Raw genomic sequence first — 16,317 nt, forward strand, 5'->3', positions numbered from 1 at the left:
AACTGACGGTTTTTTTTGTTTTGGTGTAAAGTATTTCGTAATGAAAAGGATGATGCAAATCACCCATTAAGAAGTGAGACATACATGAGCTATTTTGGTACCGATGGTATTCGTGGTAAATTTGGTGTGATGCCAATTACCCCTGAATTTGCATTAAAATTAGGTTTTGCCACTGGTAAAGTCATCAAACGCCATAGTAAAAAAGCCAAACCAGTTGTTGTAATGGGTAAAGACCCGCGACTTTCAGGCTATATTCTAGAGTCTGCTTTACAGTCAGGTTTAAATGCAGCAGGTGTATATGTCCATTTACTGGGTCCATTGCCTACACCTGCAATTGCACATTTGACTCGTGCATTGCATGCAAACTTAGGTATTGTGATTTCAGCTTCACATAACCCGTACTTTGATAATGGAATTAAATTTTTTTCTAGCGAAGGTAAAAAATTACCAGATGCATTACAGGAAGAAATTAATCAAGAATTAGAAAAAGAATTGATTATTGATGATATCGCAAACTTAGGTAAGAGTGTTCGTGTAGACGATGCTCAGGGTCGCTATATTGAATTTTGTAAGTCTTCCTTTCCTTACCATTATGATTTGAATGATCTTACAATCGTTGTGGACTGTGCTAATGGTGCGGCTTATAACGTTGGTCCTGCGGTGTATCGTGAATTGGGTGCCAAAGTCATTGCTATACATAATGAGCCGAATGGTTTAAATATTAATGAAGGCTGTGGCTCTACGCATCCTGAAAGCTTACAACAAGCAGTGGTTCAGTATAAAGCTGATGTAGGTATCGCTTTTGATGGCGATGCAGACCGTGTAATTATGGTAGATCAACATGGTCAGCAAATTACAGGTGATCATATTCTGTATATTCTTGCGACCAAAGCGAAGCATAAACCGGCAGGTATAGTCGGTACTTTAATGTCCAATATGGCGCTTGAACTGGCACTTGAAAAAGCGGGTGTAGAACTACTACGTGCTAAAGTAGGCGATCGCTATGTATTACAAGGTTTAGAAGAAAAAGGTTGGGCGATTGGTGGCGAGCCATCGGGCCATATTTTAACCTTAGACAAGAGCACCACAGGCGATGCCATTATTGCTTCACTGCAAGTTTTAACAGTCATGGTTGAGCAACAAAAAGCTTTAGATGAATTGGTTGCAGATTTTAAACTCCTGCCGAATGTGTTGGTCAATGTGCGTTTAGAGGCTATGTTTGATCCATACTCAGTCCCTGCTTTAGTCACTGAATTTGAAAAAGCAGAAGCGCAATTGAAAGGCCGTGGTCGTTTATTAATTCGTAAATCAGGTACAGAACCTGTGATCCGTGTGATGGTTGAAGGAGATGACTTGGCAGAAGTTACAGCTTTGGCCAATCATTTGGCGGATGCTGTTCGTGCCAATGCTGTCTAATTGGGAGTTGTACTGTGAGTGATTTGATTAAAGACTTAAGTGAGCTTCGTCTGAGTTATCAAAAGGCAGAGTTACATGAGGATCAGGTAAATGCAGATCCACATGAGCAGTTTTTGGCTTGGTTTAATCACGCATTAGAGGCTCAATTACCTGAGCCTTATGCAATGTCTTTGGCAACCTCTAATGCGCAAGGTCGTCCACATGTACGTACGGTCTTGCTACGTGGTGCAACCTTGTTGGGTTATGATTTTTATACCAACTATGACAGCCAAAAAGGCAATGATCTTGCTGAGAACCCGTATGCGGAATTGTTGTTTTATTGGCAAGAGCAAGAGCGTCAAATTCGTGTGAGCGGACGCGTAGTTAAAATTGATGAAACTGAATCAATAGACTACTACCACAAACGCCCACGTGACAGTCAAATTGCTGCGCATATTAGTACACCACAAAGTGGTGTGATTGAAAGTCGTGAAGAGCTTCAAGATCGTTTTCAGCGCTTACATGATCAGGTTGAAAGTCAAACGGTGCTCAATAAGCCAGAATTTTGGGGAGGCTACCGTTTACAGCCAGACCATTATGAGTTTTGGCAAGGGCGACCAAACCGTTTGCATGATCGCTTGAGCTATGAAAAAGTAGATGGTGTTTGGACACTGCAAAGACTGATGCCTTAATGCCTAAGATGTTAATTAAACATAGACCCTTATTGTCACGCCCTGAATCTTTTCAGGGCGTTGCGCCCTTTATTGCCGAAATTTTGGCACGTCGTGGTGTTAGGTCGGAACAAGAATTAGATTTAAAGCTTAAATTTTTACTCGCCCCTGAAATGAAAGGGCTCGAGCAAGCTATTCAGCGCATTGATCAGGCCATAGACCAGCAGCAGAAGATTGTGATTGTTGGGGATTATGATGCGGATGGTGCGACAAGTACGGCACTGATGGTCTTAGTACTTCGTCAAATGGGTGCACAGGTTGAGTATTTAGTCCCAGACCGTTTTAAATATGGTTATGGTCTAACGCCTGCGATTGCTGATTTGGCATTTTGTACTTATACCCCAGATTTACTCATTACGGTCGACAATGGTATTTCCAGTCATACTGGTGTAGCGCAAGCACAGGCGCATGGCATGCAGGTGATTATCACGGATCACCATTTAACCACTAAACCAACGCCTGCTGCAGAAGCAGTAGTCAATCCGAATCAGCTAGGCTGCCCATTTCCAAGTAAAGCCTTAGCAGGTGTTGGGGTGGCTTTTTATGTATTGGCCAATTTGGCGACCCACCGTAAAAAGCTCGGAAAATCCACTGCAGCTGTGGTGCAGTATTTGGATTTGGTCGCTTTAGGCACTTATGCCGATGTCGCAAGCCTCGATTATAATAATCGAATTTTAATTGATGCGGGCTTAAAGCGCATCCAGCAAGGGCAGTGTCGCCCAGGTATTACTGCGTTATTAGATATTGCTGGGCGTGATCCAGCAAGCCTTAAAGCGCAGGATCTAGGTTTTGTGCTTGGGCCACGGATTAATGCGGCTGGCCGTATGGAAACGATGGACATCGGCATTGAATGTCTATTGGCGCAAGATTTGAATCAGGCCTATGCTTTGGCGCAGCAACTGAATCAATTGAATGTTGAGCGCCGTCAAGTTGAAGGTAAAATTAAGCAAGAAGCTCTGGCTGAGCTAGAGACGATTCAACTCGATACACAAGACTTGCCTTCAGTGCTTATTATGTATGAACCCCATTGGCACCAAGGTGTGATTGGGATTGTCGCAGGACGTTTAAAAGAGCAGTTCCATCGACCGAGTATTGTCTTTGCTTCGGATGATGATGGCTTGCATATTAAGGGCTCAGCGCGTTCGATTGAAGGTATTCATATCCGAGATTGTATAGAGCAAATTGCCGAGCAATATCCGCATTTGATCAGTCATTTTGGTGGACATGCTGCTGCTGCAGGCTTAAGTATTTTAAAAGAGCATTTTGAAGAATTTAAGCAATTTTTTGAGGCCTTGATGGCCACACAAGATGAACAGCTATTTCAAGCAGTTTTGTGGACTGATGGTGAGCTTCCTGATTATGCTTTTCATCTTGAAACGGTCGATCTTTTACAAAACTTAAGCCCTTGGGGACAAAAATTTCCTGCACCCATTTTTGATGGGATGTTTAAGGTGGTTGACTATCGCTGGCTGAAAGACACCCATTTAAAACTACGTTTAGCGCTGGCTTCAGGGCAAGTGGTTGATGCGATTGCTTTTAATGCTGCGGATAAATATCAGTTTGATCCTATGCAATCCGAGCTTCGTATAGTGTATGAGCTGGATAAAAACACTTTTAATGGCGTGACTAATTTACAGCTCAGAGTTCTGCATTTGGAGCAGTAATGGGGTAGGGCTAAATCACTGCACATTTAATTAAGTAAAAAAAAACCGCTCTTAAGAGCGGTTTTTTTTTGTGGAGAATCTAATTTGAATTAGAAGCGGTATTTTGCTGCTACGCCAAATGAGTTGTAATCATTTTTACCAGCTTCACCAAACCCAACACGGCCTTCTAGGCTGACTTGTTGATTGATGAATTTACGTGCATTAATGCCTACTTCGCTTTGATCAGTAAGATCATTGTTGTAGTAATCAGCACCTACACTGAATGTTTTGTCGATGAAGTAATCTGCTTTCACATTAAATTCATCTAGGTCACCAAATGACGCGCCAGCTTCTAAGTTGATGTCTTTACCATTGCTTAGTGTTGTTACGTATTTGGCACGAATTGTTGGATCTGCACCGCTGTCATTGTCGTTATCATAACCTTTCACACCCGCAGCAACTAAGAAACCAGGTGCTGGAAGGTAACCCACTTCAGCTGCATAATACGTGGTGTCAAAGTCACGTTTGCCAAGTGGTGTTTTAACTTCTAAATTATTACGGCTGATGTCACCGCTTAAGTAAAAGTCAGAGTTTGGCACGAAGTATTCAATGCCAGCGCCGTAAGTGTTGTCGTCTACATCACCACGATCTGCAAATGTTGCATGTGCATTAACATTGCTTGCGCGGTCAAGGAACGCAGCTTCTGCAAGTGGTGCGTTACGTGTTTGAACAGGCTTAAAGTAATATTTACCATTTACACCGAATTCGCTACCTGAACTACCATTGTCTGGATCAATATAGGCTGCTGACGCGCCAACTTCTGCTTGGTATGCATGAGCAGTACCTGTAATTACAACAACTGAAAGTAGTGCTGAAGCAAGTGCTAATTTTTTCATGGATCATACCCCTCTGAAATTTGCCTTAATAAATACATTTTTTGTTACAAGTTTCAGTCTAGAGAAATTTTCAGCCCCGTCAAATTTTAGAAAGTTACAGAAATGTTTCTACGGTAATTTTATGTAAAATATGTTCACTATCTTTTTGAATATTAATATAAAAAATATAATGTTTAGTTTTATTAAAATTAAGGATTTTTTGTGAATTTCATTGTTTTTGTTTGTTTTTTAATCTTTATTGTTGGGGTTCTTTTGTGTGTTTAAGAAAAAAGACGCGTCTAAAAACGCGTCTTTTTTATACAATCTTATTGCAAATTTAGAAGATTAGAAGCGTAAAGTTGCATTGATATTGTAGGTGTTTAGATCATCACCAAAACCAATTGTGCCGCCCACAGCAAAGTTTGGATTGATGAAGTATTTGCTACGAATCAGGAAGGTATCTTCATCAGCAGTATTGTTGCCGTAGTCGATAGATTCATAACCCACACCTAGGCTTAGAGCAGGGTTAATGTAGTAATCAGCACCTAAACGAACTTCGTCAATATCCCCAAACTCAGCGCCAGCTTCTAGATTAATCGATTGGCCATTGCTTACTGGTGCTACATATTTTGCTTGGATGGCAAAACGAGTGTCATCAGAATTTGGAAGGTCGGTATTGTAGCCATCAATCCCTGCAGCGAAGAGCAAGTTTGAAATTGGCATATAACCAGCAAGCGCGCGGTAAGTGAAAATATCATAGTCTTTTTTCGGTGGCTTAACTGATTCTTGACCATAACCGAGTTCAGCATTGAGATAAAATTGATCGACAAAGTACTCAATACCAGCTTTGAAAAGGTTGGTTTCATCTTTAGGTGTTTGGCCTAATATTGTATTGAGTTTGGTGAAGTCGTAAGCATAGCCTAAATAAACATTGCTGTTATGGCCTAAGAACGCTGCTTCATTTAAAGGGCCTTTCGCGTTGACATTGTCGAAGTAGAAAGTGCCTTTTAGTTCAAATAAGCCAGAAGTATCTACAGCATTGCTATCATAATCACGGAATGTATAGCCCCCTTCAACTTGGCCATTATAAGCAAAGCTTGTACTTGCTAAACCCATTAAACCCAATGCGATGAATAATTTATTCATTATTTATTATCCTAGTTTTGTATGTAAAAAAAGTGCAGCAAATGCTTCAAAAGCGTGCGTATTGTTTATAAAGTGAGCGCCAAAGTCAATCGATGATTCGCATGACTGGGCTGAAATTGCATAAACGGTCTGTGCTATAATTGTGGGCTATTTAAGCCAAAATTTTGATTTGAGAGAATTCACGTGGAAATTAATCCTTATCTACTCCAGCTAAAAGACTTGAACGAACGTGGTCAAACGCTACGGGGGTATCTTTGACTACGATCTAAAGAAAGAGCGTTTAGAAGAAGTTCTCCGTGAATTAGAAGACCCAGCGATTTGGAATGACCAAAGTCGCGCACAAGCAATGGCCAAAGAAAAAGGCGAGCTTGAAAATGTCATTAATGTGCTTGAAGGTTTGTCTGAGCAATTAGATGACGCACAAGCCATGCTGGATTTGGCAGTTGAAGCTGAAGATGAAAGCTTATTGGTTGATGTACAAGCAGAATTAACCACTGCTGAAGAAGAGCTTGCGAAATTAGAATTCCGTCGTATGTTCAGTAATCCAATGGACCCGAACCCGTGTTATGTCGAAATTCAAGCAGGTTCTGGCGGTACGGAAGCACAAGACTGGGCGTCTATGTTACTGCGTATGTACTTACGTTGGATCGAACGTCACGGCTTTAAAGCAGAAGTGATGGAAGAATCAGACGGTGATGTGGCAGGGATTAAATCTGCAACGATCCGTGTAGAAGGTGAGTATGCATACGGTTGGTTACGTACTGAATCTGGTGTACACCGTCTCGTTCGTAAGTCACCATTTGACTCAGGTAACCGTCGTCATACTTCATTCTCTGCAGTTTTCGTTTCGCCTGAAGTGGATGACAATATCGAAATTGATATTAACCCTGCGGATGTTCGTACAGATACTTACCGTGCATCAGGCGCGGGCGGTCAGCACATTAACAAAACTGACTCTGCGGTACGTTTGACGCATGCGCCAACAGGTATTGTGGTGGCATGTCAGAACCAACGTTCACAGCACGCCAACCGTGACCATGCTTGGAAACAATTACGTGCAAAACTCTATGAATTAGAGATGAAAAAACGTAACGATGCCGCACAAGCTTTAGAAGATACCAAGTCTGATATTGGCTGGGGTAGCCAAATCCGTTCTTACGTTTTAGATGACTCGCGTATTAAAGATTTGCGTACCAGTGTAGAAAGCTCAAATACAGGTGCGGTATTGGATGGCGATTTAGATAAGTTTATTGAAGCTAGCTTGAAGCAAGGGCTTTAATTTAAATTTTATTTAAAAACAAAGCGTTTTCAGTTTATTTACAATATATCTAAAAAAATCGATATTAAAATCGAAAAAATACGATATATTGGTTGTAGAAGCTGAATAACGCTTTGCGTTGCTTTTATTATGAATTCATTCAACCGGTCTGAATCATGGATATCGATTTAATTTTTAAAGCGCTGGCAAACCCAACCCGAAGGCAGATTCTGGAATGGTTAAAATCTCCAGAGCAGTTTTTGTCTGAAGAACAATGTGGCGGTTTTAACCGCGGGGTGTGTGCAGGCAATATTGAAAAACTCGGTAATGTTTCGCAGTCGACTATGTCTAATCATTTGTCGGTACTGCAACAGGCTGGTTTAATCAAAGCAGAAAAATACGGGCAATGGTCGTATTTTTCACGCAATGAAGCGCTTATTCAGCAATATATTGATTACTTACAAAACTCACTTTGATCTCAAAAAAACGATTTCAATATCCGTGGGTGAAGAGGCGACAATGGCTGAATTTAACACTCCTTTAATTCTTGGCGATTTACATCTTAAAAACCGTGTGGTGATGGCGCCTTTGACCCGAAGTCGCGCAACTGCTGACCGTGTGCCAACCGATATGATGGCGCAGTACTATGCGCAACGTGCAAGTGCGGGTTTAATTATTTCTGAAGCGACGGTAATTTCAGAAGAAGCCAATGGTTATTTAAATACCCCAGGGCTATTTAATGATGCACAAGTACAAGGCTGGAAGAAAGTGACTCAGGCCGTGCATGACCAAGGTGGCTTAATCGTGGCCCAGCTTTGGCATGTGGGACGTGTATCGCATCCTGACTTACTCAATGGCGAAACGCCTGTAGCGCCAAGTGCTGTACAGCAAGCAGGTCATGTCAGTCTATTGCGTCCAAAACGTGAATATGTATTACCACGTGCCTTAGAAATTGCCGAAATTCAAGCGATTGTTGAACAGTTTAAACAAGCGGCCATACGTGCAAAAGAGGCGGGTTTTGACGGTGTGGAACTACATGGTGCTAACGGTTATTTAATTGATCAGTTCTTGCAAACAAAAACCAATCTTCGTACTGATGAATATGGTGGTCCTGTCGAAAACCGTGCACGTTTGTTGCTAGAGATTGTTGATGTACTGATTGAAGTTTGGGGTTCAGGCCGTGTAGGTGTGCATCTAGCGCCGCGTGGCGATGAGCATGATATGGGTGATGATGATCCACGTGAAACCTTTGGTTATGCATTGGAACAGTTAGGTCGGCGCAAGATCGCGTTTTTCTTTACTCGTGAATATTTGGCAAATGACAGTATAAGTGAATATTTAAAACAGCGTTCAGGCGGTGTGCCATACATTGCGAATATGAAATTAAGTCGTGATGATGCGATTGATTTACTTGAAAAATCGAAAGCAGATGCGGTGTCTTTTGGTAAAGCCTATATTGCCAATCCTGATTTGTTTGAACGTTTAGTTCAAAATGCACCTTTAAATGAACTGGTTTTTGACAATATGATTGGTTCGCAAACAGCAGAAGGCTATATTGATTATCCAAGTTTGCAGGATAAATTTGGTGCAGGTCAGGCACACAACTAAATCCGTGAGCTGTTATCGAATCAAATAGATTTGAGTCGCATCGATTAACAAGTTGATGCGGCTCTGTTATATTCTGCGTGACTATCCGCATCAGAGCATTCTATTTGGCTACTCCTTTTTGGTATAACGCAGCGCTTTCCATCATTAAGCCTTTGTATCGTTCACGTATTAAAAAGCGTGCCGACAATGATGCGCAGTATCAGCAAGAATGCCTTGAGCGTTTTGGCCCATTTCAGCCAGTCAAAAATCTGCATGCGATTTGGTTTCATGTGGTGTCGGTAGGTGAAACCAACGCTGCACAACCTTTAATAGAACATTATCTTAAACAAGGACATCCTGTTTTAGTCACCAATACCACGAAAACAGGGCAGGCCCGTGCCAAATCTTTATTTTTAAAAGCGCCATACGAAGCGCTATTTCAAGCGGTTTATTTACCTACTGACCAAAAGTATTTGGTTAAACATTTTATTGAAAAATATCAGCCTAAACTGTTGGCTTTGGTCGAAACTGAGTTGTGGCCGAATTTGATTGATCAAGCCAAACAGCTACACGTGCCATGCTTATTGATTAATGCACGTTTATCCGAAAAGTCGGCGAAGGGCTACGCTAAAGTACCGAGTTTAACCCGTCCTATGCTACAGGGGCTGGATCAGTTGTTAGCGCAGGATCATGCGGCGCTAGAACGCTTTATAGCCTTGGGTGCAAAAGCTGAAAGCAGTCAGGTGGTGGGAAGCATTAAATTTGATATTCATGCACCACAGCATGCTGTTGAGCAGGCAACACAGTTAAAAGCCGATTGGTCTTTGGTGGGCCGAAAAATTGTGACCATTGCCAGCACACATGCGCCTGAGGAACAGACCCTTTTAACCGCATTAAAACCGTATTTGCAGCGTCATCCCGAACTGCTTTGTATTGTGGTGCCACGTCATCCCGAACGCTTTGATGAGGGTTTTGCAGTCGCACAGACTTTAGAATTGCGCACGCAGCGCCGAAGTCTAGGGCAGGCTATTCTGTCTGACACGCAAGTGTATTTGGCCGATAGTATGGGCGAGCTTTGGCAATGGTTGGCTTTAAGTCAAGCCTGCTTTGTGGGTGGGTCGCTGAATGAACCTGGGGGTGGGCATAATATTTTAGAGCCGATTGCGCTGCAGGTACCGACGGTTTTGGGTAAAAACTATTTTAATTTTCAAACCATTGTAGATGAGTTTGTTGCGGTGAATGCTGTATTGGTTGCGCAGGATGCTGATCAAGCTATTCAACAGTTAACTGAACTGCTTGAAAATGAACAACAGGCGCAGGCTTTAAATACAGCAGCACAGCGGATTATGCAGAAGAATACAGGGTCTTTAGCAAAGCATATTGCGGTAATTGATCAGTATCTTTAAGTATCTGTAGCAGAATCACTGCCAGATTTGATGGTGATTTTGGAACATGCGATTCGTAGGTGTGTTCTACTTTTAAAGGATTAAAAGGAGCAAAAATCCTGTGTATGCCGAAGATACATCCTGTATCTTGGCACACCGGCGACATCCATGTCGCCGTCCTCGATGGCAAATATTTACATTGCCTTTTTTTGTTTTGAACATGCTTTTTTATCTTAGGCTTATATGAATCTCGTCCTTCTCGATCCACGTCAAACCGCATCTGAAATTTGGAGTATTACTGCCAAATGCCAGTTAGAACACTTACGCACGCATGTAGATGTGCAGGTGGGCGATACCTTAAAAGTAGGGGTTCGTGAAGGTAAACGCTATTTAACCCAAATAGTGAATGTGTCTGAACAGCAGATTCAGCTTAAAGCCTTACACGAAGAAGCTGTACCTGCCAAATTGCCTGTGACTTTGATTGTGGCATTGCCACGACCTAAAGTACTGCGTCGCTTAATTATGGACAGTGTTACGTTGGGGGTAGAAAAAATTATTTTGCTACACAGTTACCGTGTAGATAAAAGCTATTGGCAAACGCCATTTTTACAGCAGTTAAGTCATTATGTTGATTTAGGCTTGGAGCAAGCTGGTGATACGATTGCCCCGCAAATTCAGCTGCACAAGCGCTTTAAGCCTTTTGTGGAAGATGTACTTCCTACGCTGATTACAGCAGATCGGCCTGCATTTGTTGCTCATCCTTATGTCACAGAAGCGATGCCTGTGGCGATTGATCATCCTTGTACAGTTATTATTGGGCCAGAGGGTGGATTTATCCCTTATGAGGTTGATTTGCTCATAAAAAACGGTTGCCAAGCAGTGAGCTTAGGCAACCGTATTATTCGTACAGAAACGGTTATTCCCTATGTGTTCGGGCGTTTATTTAGTCTCTGATACCGCTTCAGTTTCGCCACGGAAAACTTTCACTTCCTGTACAGGGTAAGGAATTGAAATGCCGTGTTGTGTGAAGGCTTCAATCACTTGTTCTTGAACTTCACTGACAGATGCAGCCGTTGTGGTTTCAGTTGTATCTACCCACCAACGCACATTCAAATTTACCGAAAAGTCAGCCAATGCATTTACATTCACCGCAAAACCAGGTTGGCTTAAAATTGCGGTGTTTTTGTCTAGAATACCTAAAATGACTTTTTTGGCTTTTTGAATATCGTCTTCATAGCCAATGCCCACCACAAACTCACAACGACGACGTTGATAAGCTGTGTTAACGGTTACTGCACTGGTATATACCGTCGCGTTTGGAATCACAATACGACGACCATCTGGTGAGCGTAGGAAGGTTGCACGAATTTGAATATCTTCAACCGTCCCTTCCATGCCAGACACAATAATGTCATCGCCAATTTTGAACGGTTCGCCCAGTAAAATTAAAATACCAGACAGTAAGTTTTGGAAAATATCTTTGAATGCAAAACCGATGGCTACAGAACCAATACCCAGAGCACTCATCAGCTGACCTGGTGTAAAGCCTGGAATGGCAATGACCATGGCAATTAAAAAGCCAATAAAGATAATGGCCGAGGTGCCCACACGGTTTAGTACCAAAACCAAGTTTTGTTTTGTATAAGAACGTTCAGAGAGGGCTTTACGGACAAATAACTTGAACAGTTTTGAGAGTAAATAAAAGATTGTAAATACAAACAATGCAATACAAATATATGGGACACGTTCCCAGAAACCATCGACAAACTTATCGATGGTGCTATAGGCATCATTGTATTTTGCAGTGTGTTGCAACACGGTTTGCGCCGTCTTTTCTGTTGCTTCTTGTAGAAGCTGTGTTGTGTCTTGAGCAACATTACCCAAGCCATTTGTTTGTTCGGCCACGAATATTCCGATTGATAAAAGTTTTCTGTATTTTGCCTTAAATTGAGCAAGAACTTAACTGAAAAATGCAAGGTATTCTGTGTTGTTTTGCTCAAGGTTTGTAGTTGACTTAAAAATATGCAGTGCCTTTTTGAATCACTTCTTGTGGTGTTTCAATTTGACCAGAGCCCATCATAAATGACACCAGACTGCCCGTTGCCAAGATACTTAGCACCGTCAAAATAATCATCAGCCATGCCAGAATTTTTTCCCAGACTGCACTTGGACGCGGCCAGCCATATTGGTTCGGGTGGGTATTACCTGCAGCAAATAAAAGATAAAGAATAAAAAGAACATTTAGCACAGGTATAAAGAACAAGAGCATCCACCAACCTGATTTATTTAGATCATGTAAGCGGCGACTAATCAGCACCATACTAAAATACAGGTAGACCAACAGTAGCAGGGTATAACTCAGCCCTGTAGCACTGGCGAATGTTTGAAGCAGTTGGCTGTCTACATTCAAGCTGGTCAGGTTAATTACACCGGTAAATAAGGTGAGGCCAAAACCAATGAAGAACATCACAATATGAAAGAAGGTATACCAACCAATAAAACTCAGACGTCCAAAGCGACCATTAAACGACAATGGATTGTCTGGTGTAGGCTGAGGATTACGTGAGAAAAATGGTGAAGATTCTTGTGGATTCATGGGCTGTGCCAGTCGTTAGCAATATAAATGAAATTCAGAATTAAGACATGAATATACTGTGAAGATACGAACTCATTCACTAAAAAAAACATGCAATTTCAGCCGTATTATAAAAGTAATTTGACTGCTGAGATATGAAAATCAGATCGAAAATTGTTGAATTTAGCAGCCTGCTTATGGTTTAAATGAAAGTATCAGGCTGCGACCAAAGCATGATTGATCAGTACAAAAAATAAGCGCAATACTGCATAAAGAACCATGAATAACAGCAAAAAAATGGCAGCACATCTCGTGATGAGATGCATAAGAGCAAGGAAGTAAAATATGAAAGAAAGATATCCTGTACCTGAAAGTTTTAAAAAAACCGCTCGTGTCACCGAGGCTGAGTACTTTAAGCGCTATCAACAATCTATTGAGCAACCTGAGGTTTTTTGGGCAGAACAAGCGCAGCGTTTAGACTGGATAAAACCCTTTAGCCAAGTAAAAAATACCAGCTTTGCGCAAGATGATTTTAAAATCGAATGGTTTGCCGATGGTCAATTAAATGTTAGTGCTAATTGCTTGGATCGGCATTTAAAAGAGCATCCGCATAAGCCTGCAATTATTTGGGAAGGCGATCATCCTTCACGGCATAAAATTATTTCTTTTGAAGAATTACATGATGAAACTTGCCGTTTTGCAAATGTGCTAAAAAAACATGGCGTGGGTAAAGGCGATCGCGTGGTGTTATATATGCCAATGGTGCCAGAAGCAGCCATTGCGATGCTGGCATGTACCCGTATCGGTGCAGTGCACTGTGTGGTATTTGGTGGCTTTTCTCCAGATTCGTTGGCCAGCCGTATTGAAGACAGTCAAGCCAAAATGGTCATTACTGCTGACTGTGGTATGCGTGGCGGGAAACCCATTCCTTTAAAAGAAAATGTGGATGAGGCTTTGCGCATTGATGGGACGTCCTCGGTTGAACACGTAATGGTGGTACACCGTACAGGTAATCCGATTGACATGAAGCCCGAGCGTGATTTGTGGTATCACATGGAAATTATGTCGGTGAATGACATTTGCCCACCAGAGCCAATGAATGCCGAAGATCCGCTATTTATTTTATATACCTCGGGCTCTACAGGAAAACCAAAAGGGGTTTTACATACCACAGGTGGCTATTTAACTTATGTAAACACCACTTTCCGTGAAGTCTTTGACCTTAAACAAGACGATGTATTTTGGTGTACGGCTGATGTGGGCTGGATCACAGGGCATTCCTATGTGTTGTATGGTCCATTATCGAATGGTACAACCACAGTCATGTTTGAGGGTGTACCTCAGTACCCAACATGGGCGCGTACAGGGCATTTAATTGATAAGCACAATGTCACGATTTTATATACAGCGCCTACGGCCATTCGTGCCATGATGCGTGAAGGCGATGCCTTTGTACGCGAAAGTGACCGCAGTAGTTTACGTTTACTGGGTTCAGTGGGTGAGCCAATTAACCCTGAAGCTTGGAATTGGTACTACACGGTAGTGGGTGAAAGCCGATGCCCAATTGTGGACACATGGTGGCAGACTGAAACAGGTGGTTTCATGATTACACCTTTGCCTGGTGCAACCGACTTGAAACCTGGTTCAGCAACACGGCCATTCTTTGGTGTACAACCTGCTATTGTGGATGCGGAAGGTAAAGAGCTAGAAGGTGCAGTTGAAGGCAATTTAGTGATTAAGGATTCATGGCCAGGGCAAATGCGTACCATTTGGGGTGATCCTGCGCGTTTTATTGAGGCGTATTTTTCAACTTATCCGGGCACCTATTTTACTGGCGATGGTGCACGCCGAGATGAAGATGGATATTACTGGATTACAGGGCGGGTGGATGATGTACTCAATGTCTCAGGGCATCGATTGGGTACAGCAGAAATAGAAAGTGCTTTGGTGGCACATGAATTGGTTGCGGAATCAGCTGTAGTGGGCATGCCTCATGACATTAAAGGACAGGGGATTTGTGCCTTTGTGACCTTACAGGCAGATGCGACTGAGTCAGAGGAACTACGTAAAGCGTTGGTGGCTTGGGTACGTAAAATACTGGGCCCTGTCGCGACACCTGATGCTTTATATTGGGCACCAGCTTTGCCTAAAACCCGTTCGGGCAAAATCATGCGCCGTATTCTCAGAAAAATTGCAGCCAATGAGTTAGATAGCTTAGGCGATACTTCGACGCTGGCGGATCCTGCTGTGGTGGATCAGTTGATTGCTGAGGTTCAATCTAAAGGCTAAGCGATAAAAGCGAATTTTTGCTTTTAGCTTTAATTCTGACTCAGTCATGGCAACGAACACTGAATTGGGGAGATTAGAAAAATGCTGCCGTCATGGCAGCATTTTTAATTTTAGAATAAGTACAGCAGGCATTGATATAAATCAGGCCTAAGTGCTCTGTTAAGCTTGAATAGAACGAGAACATTAGATTTGAATAATATGAATGCTTCAACGCCTTTGTCGGAAGATCCCCTACAGATCGCACAACAACTTGCTGATGAGTTTGCAAAAACAGCGGCGGCACGTGATAAGCAGGGCGGAAACCCAAAGCATGAGCGTGATTTAATCCGTCAAAGTGGTTTGTTATCGTTGTCTATTCCACGTGAATATGGTGGCCAAGATGCTGGCTGGCAACAGATTTTTAAAACCATACAAACCATTGCTCGTGTTGATAGTTCTTTGGCGCATGTGTATGGCTTTCATCACTTATTGATTGCCACGGTGCAGCTCTTTGCCCAGCCTGAGCAATATGGCGCATGGTTTAAACAAACGGCTGCGAAAAATTTGTTTTGGGGCAATACTTTAAACCCTTTAGACCGTCGTACAACCGCGGTAAAAACTGCGCCAGAAGAATACGTCTTTCAGGGCGATAAAAGCTTTTGTTCAGGCTCTATCGATTCTGACATTTTACTCTGCTCGGGTTATAACGATGCAGGAAAATTGTTGATTGGGGTAATTCCAACAGCACGTGAAGGCGTGAGCTTTTTAGGTGATTGGAACAATATGGGCCAGCGCCAAACGGATAGTGGCACCAGCCATTTTGAACAAGTGAAAATTCATGAAAGTGAGTTGTTGTTAAATCCAGGGCCACTCAGTACGCCGTATTCCAGCCTACGTCCACTGATTGCACAGCTGATCTTTGTGCATTTATTTTTGGGTGTAGCAGAAGGTGCATATCAAACCGCAATAGAGACCGTGCAAACGCAAAAGGCATGGTCAAAATCTTTAGCTGAAAATGCGGTGAATGATCCGTATACCCAAAAACACTTTGCTGATTTTTATGTACAGCTCGAAAGTGTACGTTTGCTGGCACACAAAGCGATTGATCAATTGCAAGTGGCTTGGGATGTAGGTGAAAACTTAACAGCAGCACAGCGTGGTCAAGTGTCTGTTGCGATCGCCACGGCAAAAATTGCAGCCACCAATGCATCGTTAAATATTACCCAGAATATTTTCCAAGTGATGGGCGCACGTGCGACCACAGCCAAACTGAATTTAGACCGTTTTTGGCGTAATGTACGTACACAAACTTTGCATGATCCCATTGATTATAAATATCAGGAAATTGGTGAGTGGGTACTAACAGGCAAAGTACCCGATCCAAGCTTTTATTCTTAAACGTTGCTATGCAAAAAAGGGCTTCATTGAAGCCCTTTTTTTTAATTTTGCATTGT

The 16,317-nt window shown here is 42.3% G+C and carries 14 protein-coding genes; 10 read left to right on the forward strand and 4 right to left on the reverse strand.

Annotated elements, in window-relative coordinates:
• Positions 1–84 precede the first annotated feature (84 nt).
• The 3 genes from glmM to recJ are packed head-to-tail and all read left to right on the forward strand — an operon-like array spanning position 85 to position 3,790.
• The gene (glmM, locus tag EXE29_RS05545) at positions 85–1,416 is read left to right on the forward strand and encodes a phosphoglucosamine mutase (RefSeq protein ID WP_106984205.1); all 1,332 of its coding nucleotides are present in this window, start codon (positions 85–87) and stop codon (positions 1,414–1,416) included.
• Between the two features lie 14 nt (positions 1,417–1,430).
• Positions 1,431–2,087, forward strand: a complete 657-nt coding sequence (gene pdxH, locus EXE29_RS05550) for a pyridoxamine 5'-phosphate oxidase (protein ID WP_120364080.1) — start codon at positions 1,431–1,433, stop codon at positions 2,085–2,087.
• Positions 2,087–3,790 (forward strand): single-stranded-DNA-specific exonuclease RecJ, encoded by a 1,704-nt coding sequence (gene recJ / locus EXE29_RS05555; protein WP_120364079.1) that lies wholly within the window; start codon positions 2,087–2,089, stop codon positions 3,788–3,790. The genes pdxH and recJ overlap by 1 nt, the downstream gene beginning before the upstream one ends.
• 89 nt (positions 3,791–3,879) lie before the next feature.
• On the opposite strand, the gene EXE29_RS05560 is transcribed toward recJ, so the two are convergent.
• A complete protein-coding gene (locus EXE29_RS05560; RefSeq protein WP_120364078.1) occupies positions 3,880–4,665 on the reverse strand; it encodes a putative porin in 786 nt (261 codons plus the stop codon).
• A 324-nt stretch (positions 4,666–4,989) separates the two neighbouring features.
• The gene (locus EXE29_RS05565) at positions 4,990–5,790 is read right to left on the reverse strand and encodes a putative porin (protein ID WP_117006577.1); all 801 of its coding nucleotides are present in this window, start codon (positions 5,788–5,790) and stop codon (positions 4,990–4,992) included.
• A 183-nt stretch (positions 5,791–5,973) separates the two neighbouring features.
• Here EXE29_RS05565 and prfB point away from each other — a divergent pair.
• The 5 genes from prfB to EXE29_RS05590 all read left to right on the forward strand — a co-directional run bounded on the left by prfB (position 5,974) and on the right by EXE29_RS05590 (position 10,974).
• Positions 5,974–7,069, forward strand: a protein-coding gene (gene prfB / locus EXE29_RS05570; protein WP_106984210.1) for a peptide chain release factor 2 whose coding sequence is annotated in 2 segments (ribosomal slippage) — positions 5,974–6,045 and positions 6,047–7,069 — 1,095 coding nt in all. Because the reading frame shifts where the segments join, the coding sequence is not laid out codon by codon here.
• A 155-nt stretch (positions 7,070–7,224) separates the two neighbouring features.
• Positions 7,225–7,524: an ArsR/SmtB family transcription factor gene (locus EXE29_RS05575; protein WP_106984211.1), complete on the forward strand. Its 300-nt coding sequence runs from the start codon at positions 7,225–7,227 to the stop codon at positions 7,522–7,524.
• Positions 7,525–7,567: 43 nt separating this feature from the next.
• Positions 7,568–8,656 (forward strand): alkene reductase, encoded by a 1,089-nt coding sequence (locus EXE29_RS05580; protein WP_120364077.1) that lies wholly within the window; start codon positions 7,568–7,570, stop codon positions 8,654–8,656.
• Between the two features lie 104 nt (positions 8,657–8,760).
• Positions 8,761–10,041: a 3-deoxy-D-manno-octulosonic acid transferase gene (locus tag EXE29_RS05585; RefSeq protein ID WP_120364076.1), complete on the forward strand. Its 1,281-nt coding sequence runs from the start codon at positions 8,761–8,763 to the stop codon at positions 10,039–10,041.
• A gap of 222 nt (positions 10,042–10,263) precedes the next feature.
• Positions 10,264–10,974 carry a 16S rRNA (uracil(1498)-N(3))-methyltransferase gene (locus EXE29_RS05590; protein ID WP_120364075.1) on the forward strand — a complete coding sequence of 237 codons (711 nt, stop codon included), beginning with the start codon at positions 10,264–10,266 and terminating at the stop codon, positions 10,972–10,974.
• Here EXE29_RS05590 and EXE29_RS05595 read toward each other — a convergent pair.
• Positions 10,960–11,925 (reverse strand): mechanosensitive ion channel family protein, encoded by a 966-nt coding sequence (locus tag EXE29_RS05595; protein WP_117006581.1) that lies wholly within the window; start codon positions 11,923–11,925, stop codon positions 10,960–10,962. The genes EXE29_RS05590 and EXE29_RS05595 overlap by 15 nt on opposite strands.
• A 109-nt stretch (positions 11,926–12,034) precedes the next feature.
• A complete protein-coding gene (locus EXE29_RS05600; RefSeq protein WP_117006582.1) occupies positions 12,035–12,616 on the reverse strand; it encodes a DUF805 domain-containing protein in 582 nt (193 codons plus the stop codon).
• Positions 12,617–12,940: 324 nt separating this feature from the next.
• Between EXE29_RS05600 and acs the strand changes: the two genes are divergently transcribed.
• Both acs and EXE29_RS05610 read left to right on the forward strand, forming a co-directional pair.
• Positions 12,941–14,884, forward strand: a complete 1,944-nt coding sequence (gene acs, locus EXE29_RS05605) for an acetate--CoA ligase (RefSeq protein ID WP_120364074.1) — start codon at positions 12,941–12,943, stop codon at positions 14,882–14,884.
• A 198-nt stretch (positions 14,885–15,082) separates the two neighbouring features.
• Entirely contained in the window at positions 15,083–16,261 is a 1,179-nt protein-coding gene (locus EXE29_RS05610; RefSeq protein WP_120364073.1) for an acyl-CoA dehydrogenase family protein, read from the forward strand.
• Positions 16,262–16,317 lie beyond the last annotated feature (56 nt).

The organism is Acinetobacter sp. WCHAc060006 (assembly GCF_004209135.1).
GTDB lineage: Bacteria > Pseudomonadota > Gammaproteobacteria > Pseudomonadales > Moraxellaceae > Acinetobacter > Acinetobacter cumulans.

What these genes read in the sequence shown, in the direction of transcription:
- glmM (WP_106984205.1), top strand. Translation starts at nt 85, where the DNA reads ATGAGCTATTTTGGTACCGATGGTATTCGTGGTAAATTTGGTGTGATG.
- recJ (WP_120364079.1), top strand. Translation starts at nt 2,087, where the DNA reads ATGCCTAAGATGTTAATTAAACATAGACCCTTATTGTCACGCCCTGAA.
- EXE29_RS05560 (WP_120364078.1), bottom strand. Translation starts at nt 4,665, where the DNA reads ATGAAAAAATTAGCACTTGCTTCAGCACTACTTTCAGTTGTTGTAATT.
- EXE29_RS05565 (WP_117006577.1), bottom strand. Translation starts at nt 5,790, where the DNA reads ATGAATAAATTATTCATCGCATTGGGTTTAATGGGTTTAGCAAGTACA.
- EXE29_RS05575 (WP_106984211.1), top strand. Translation starts at nt 7,225, where the DNA reads ATGGATATCGATTTAATTTTTAAAGCGCTGGCAAACCCAACCCGAAGG.
- EXE29_RS05580 (WP_120364077.1), top strand. Translation starts at nt 7,568, where the DNA reads ATGGCTGAATTTAACACTCCTTTAATTCTTGGCGATTTACATCTTAAA.
- EXE29_RS05590 (WP_120364075.1), top strand. Translation starts at nt 10,264, where the DNA reads ATGAATCTCGTCCTTCTCGATCCACGTCAAACCGCATCTGAAATTTGG.
- EXE29_RS05600 (WP_117006582.1), bottom strand. Translation starts at nt 12,616, where the DNA reads ATGAATCCACAAGAATCTTCACCATTTTTCTCACGTAATCCTCAGCCT.
- acs (WP_120364074.1), top strand. Translation starts at nt 12,941, where the DNA reads ATGAAAGAAAGATATCCTGTACCTGAAAGTTTTAAAAAAACCGCTCGT.
- EXE29_RS05610 (WP_120364073.1), top strand. Translation starts at nt 15,083, where the DNA reads ATGAATGCTTCAACGCCTTTGTCGGAAGATCCCCTACAGATCGCACAA.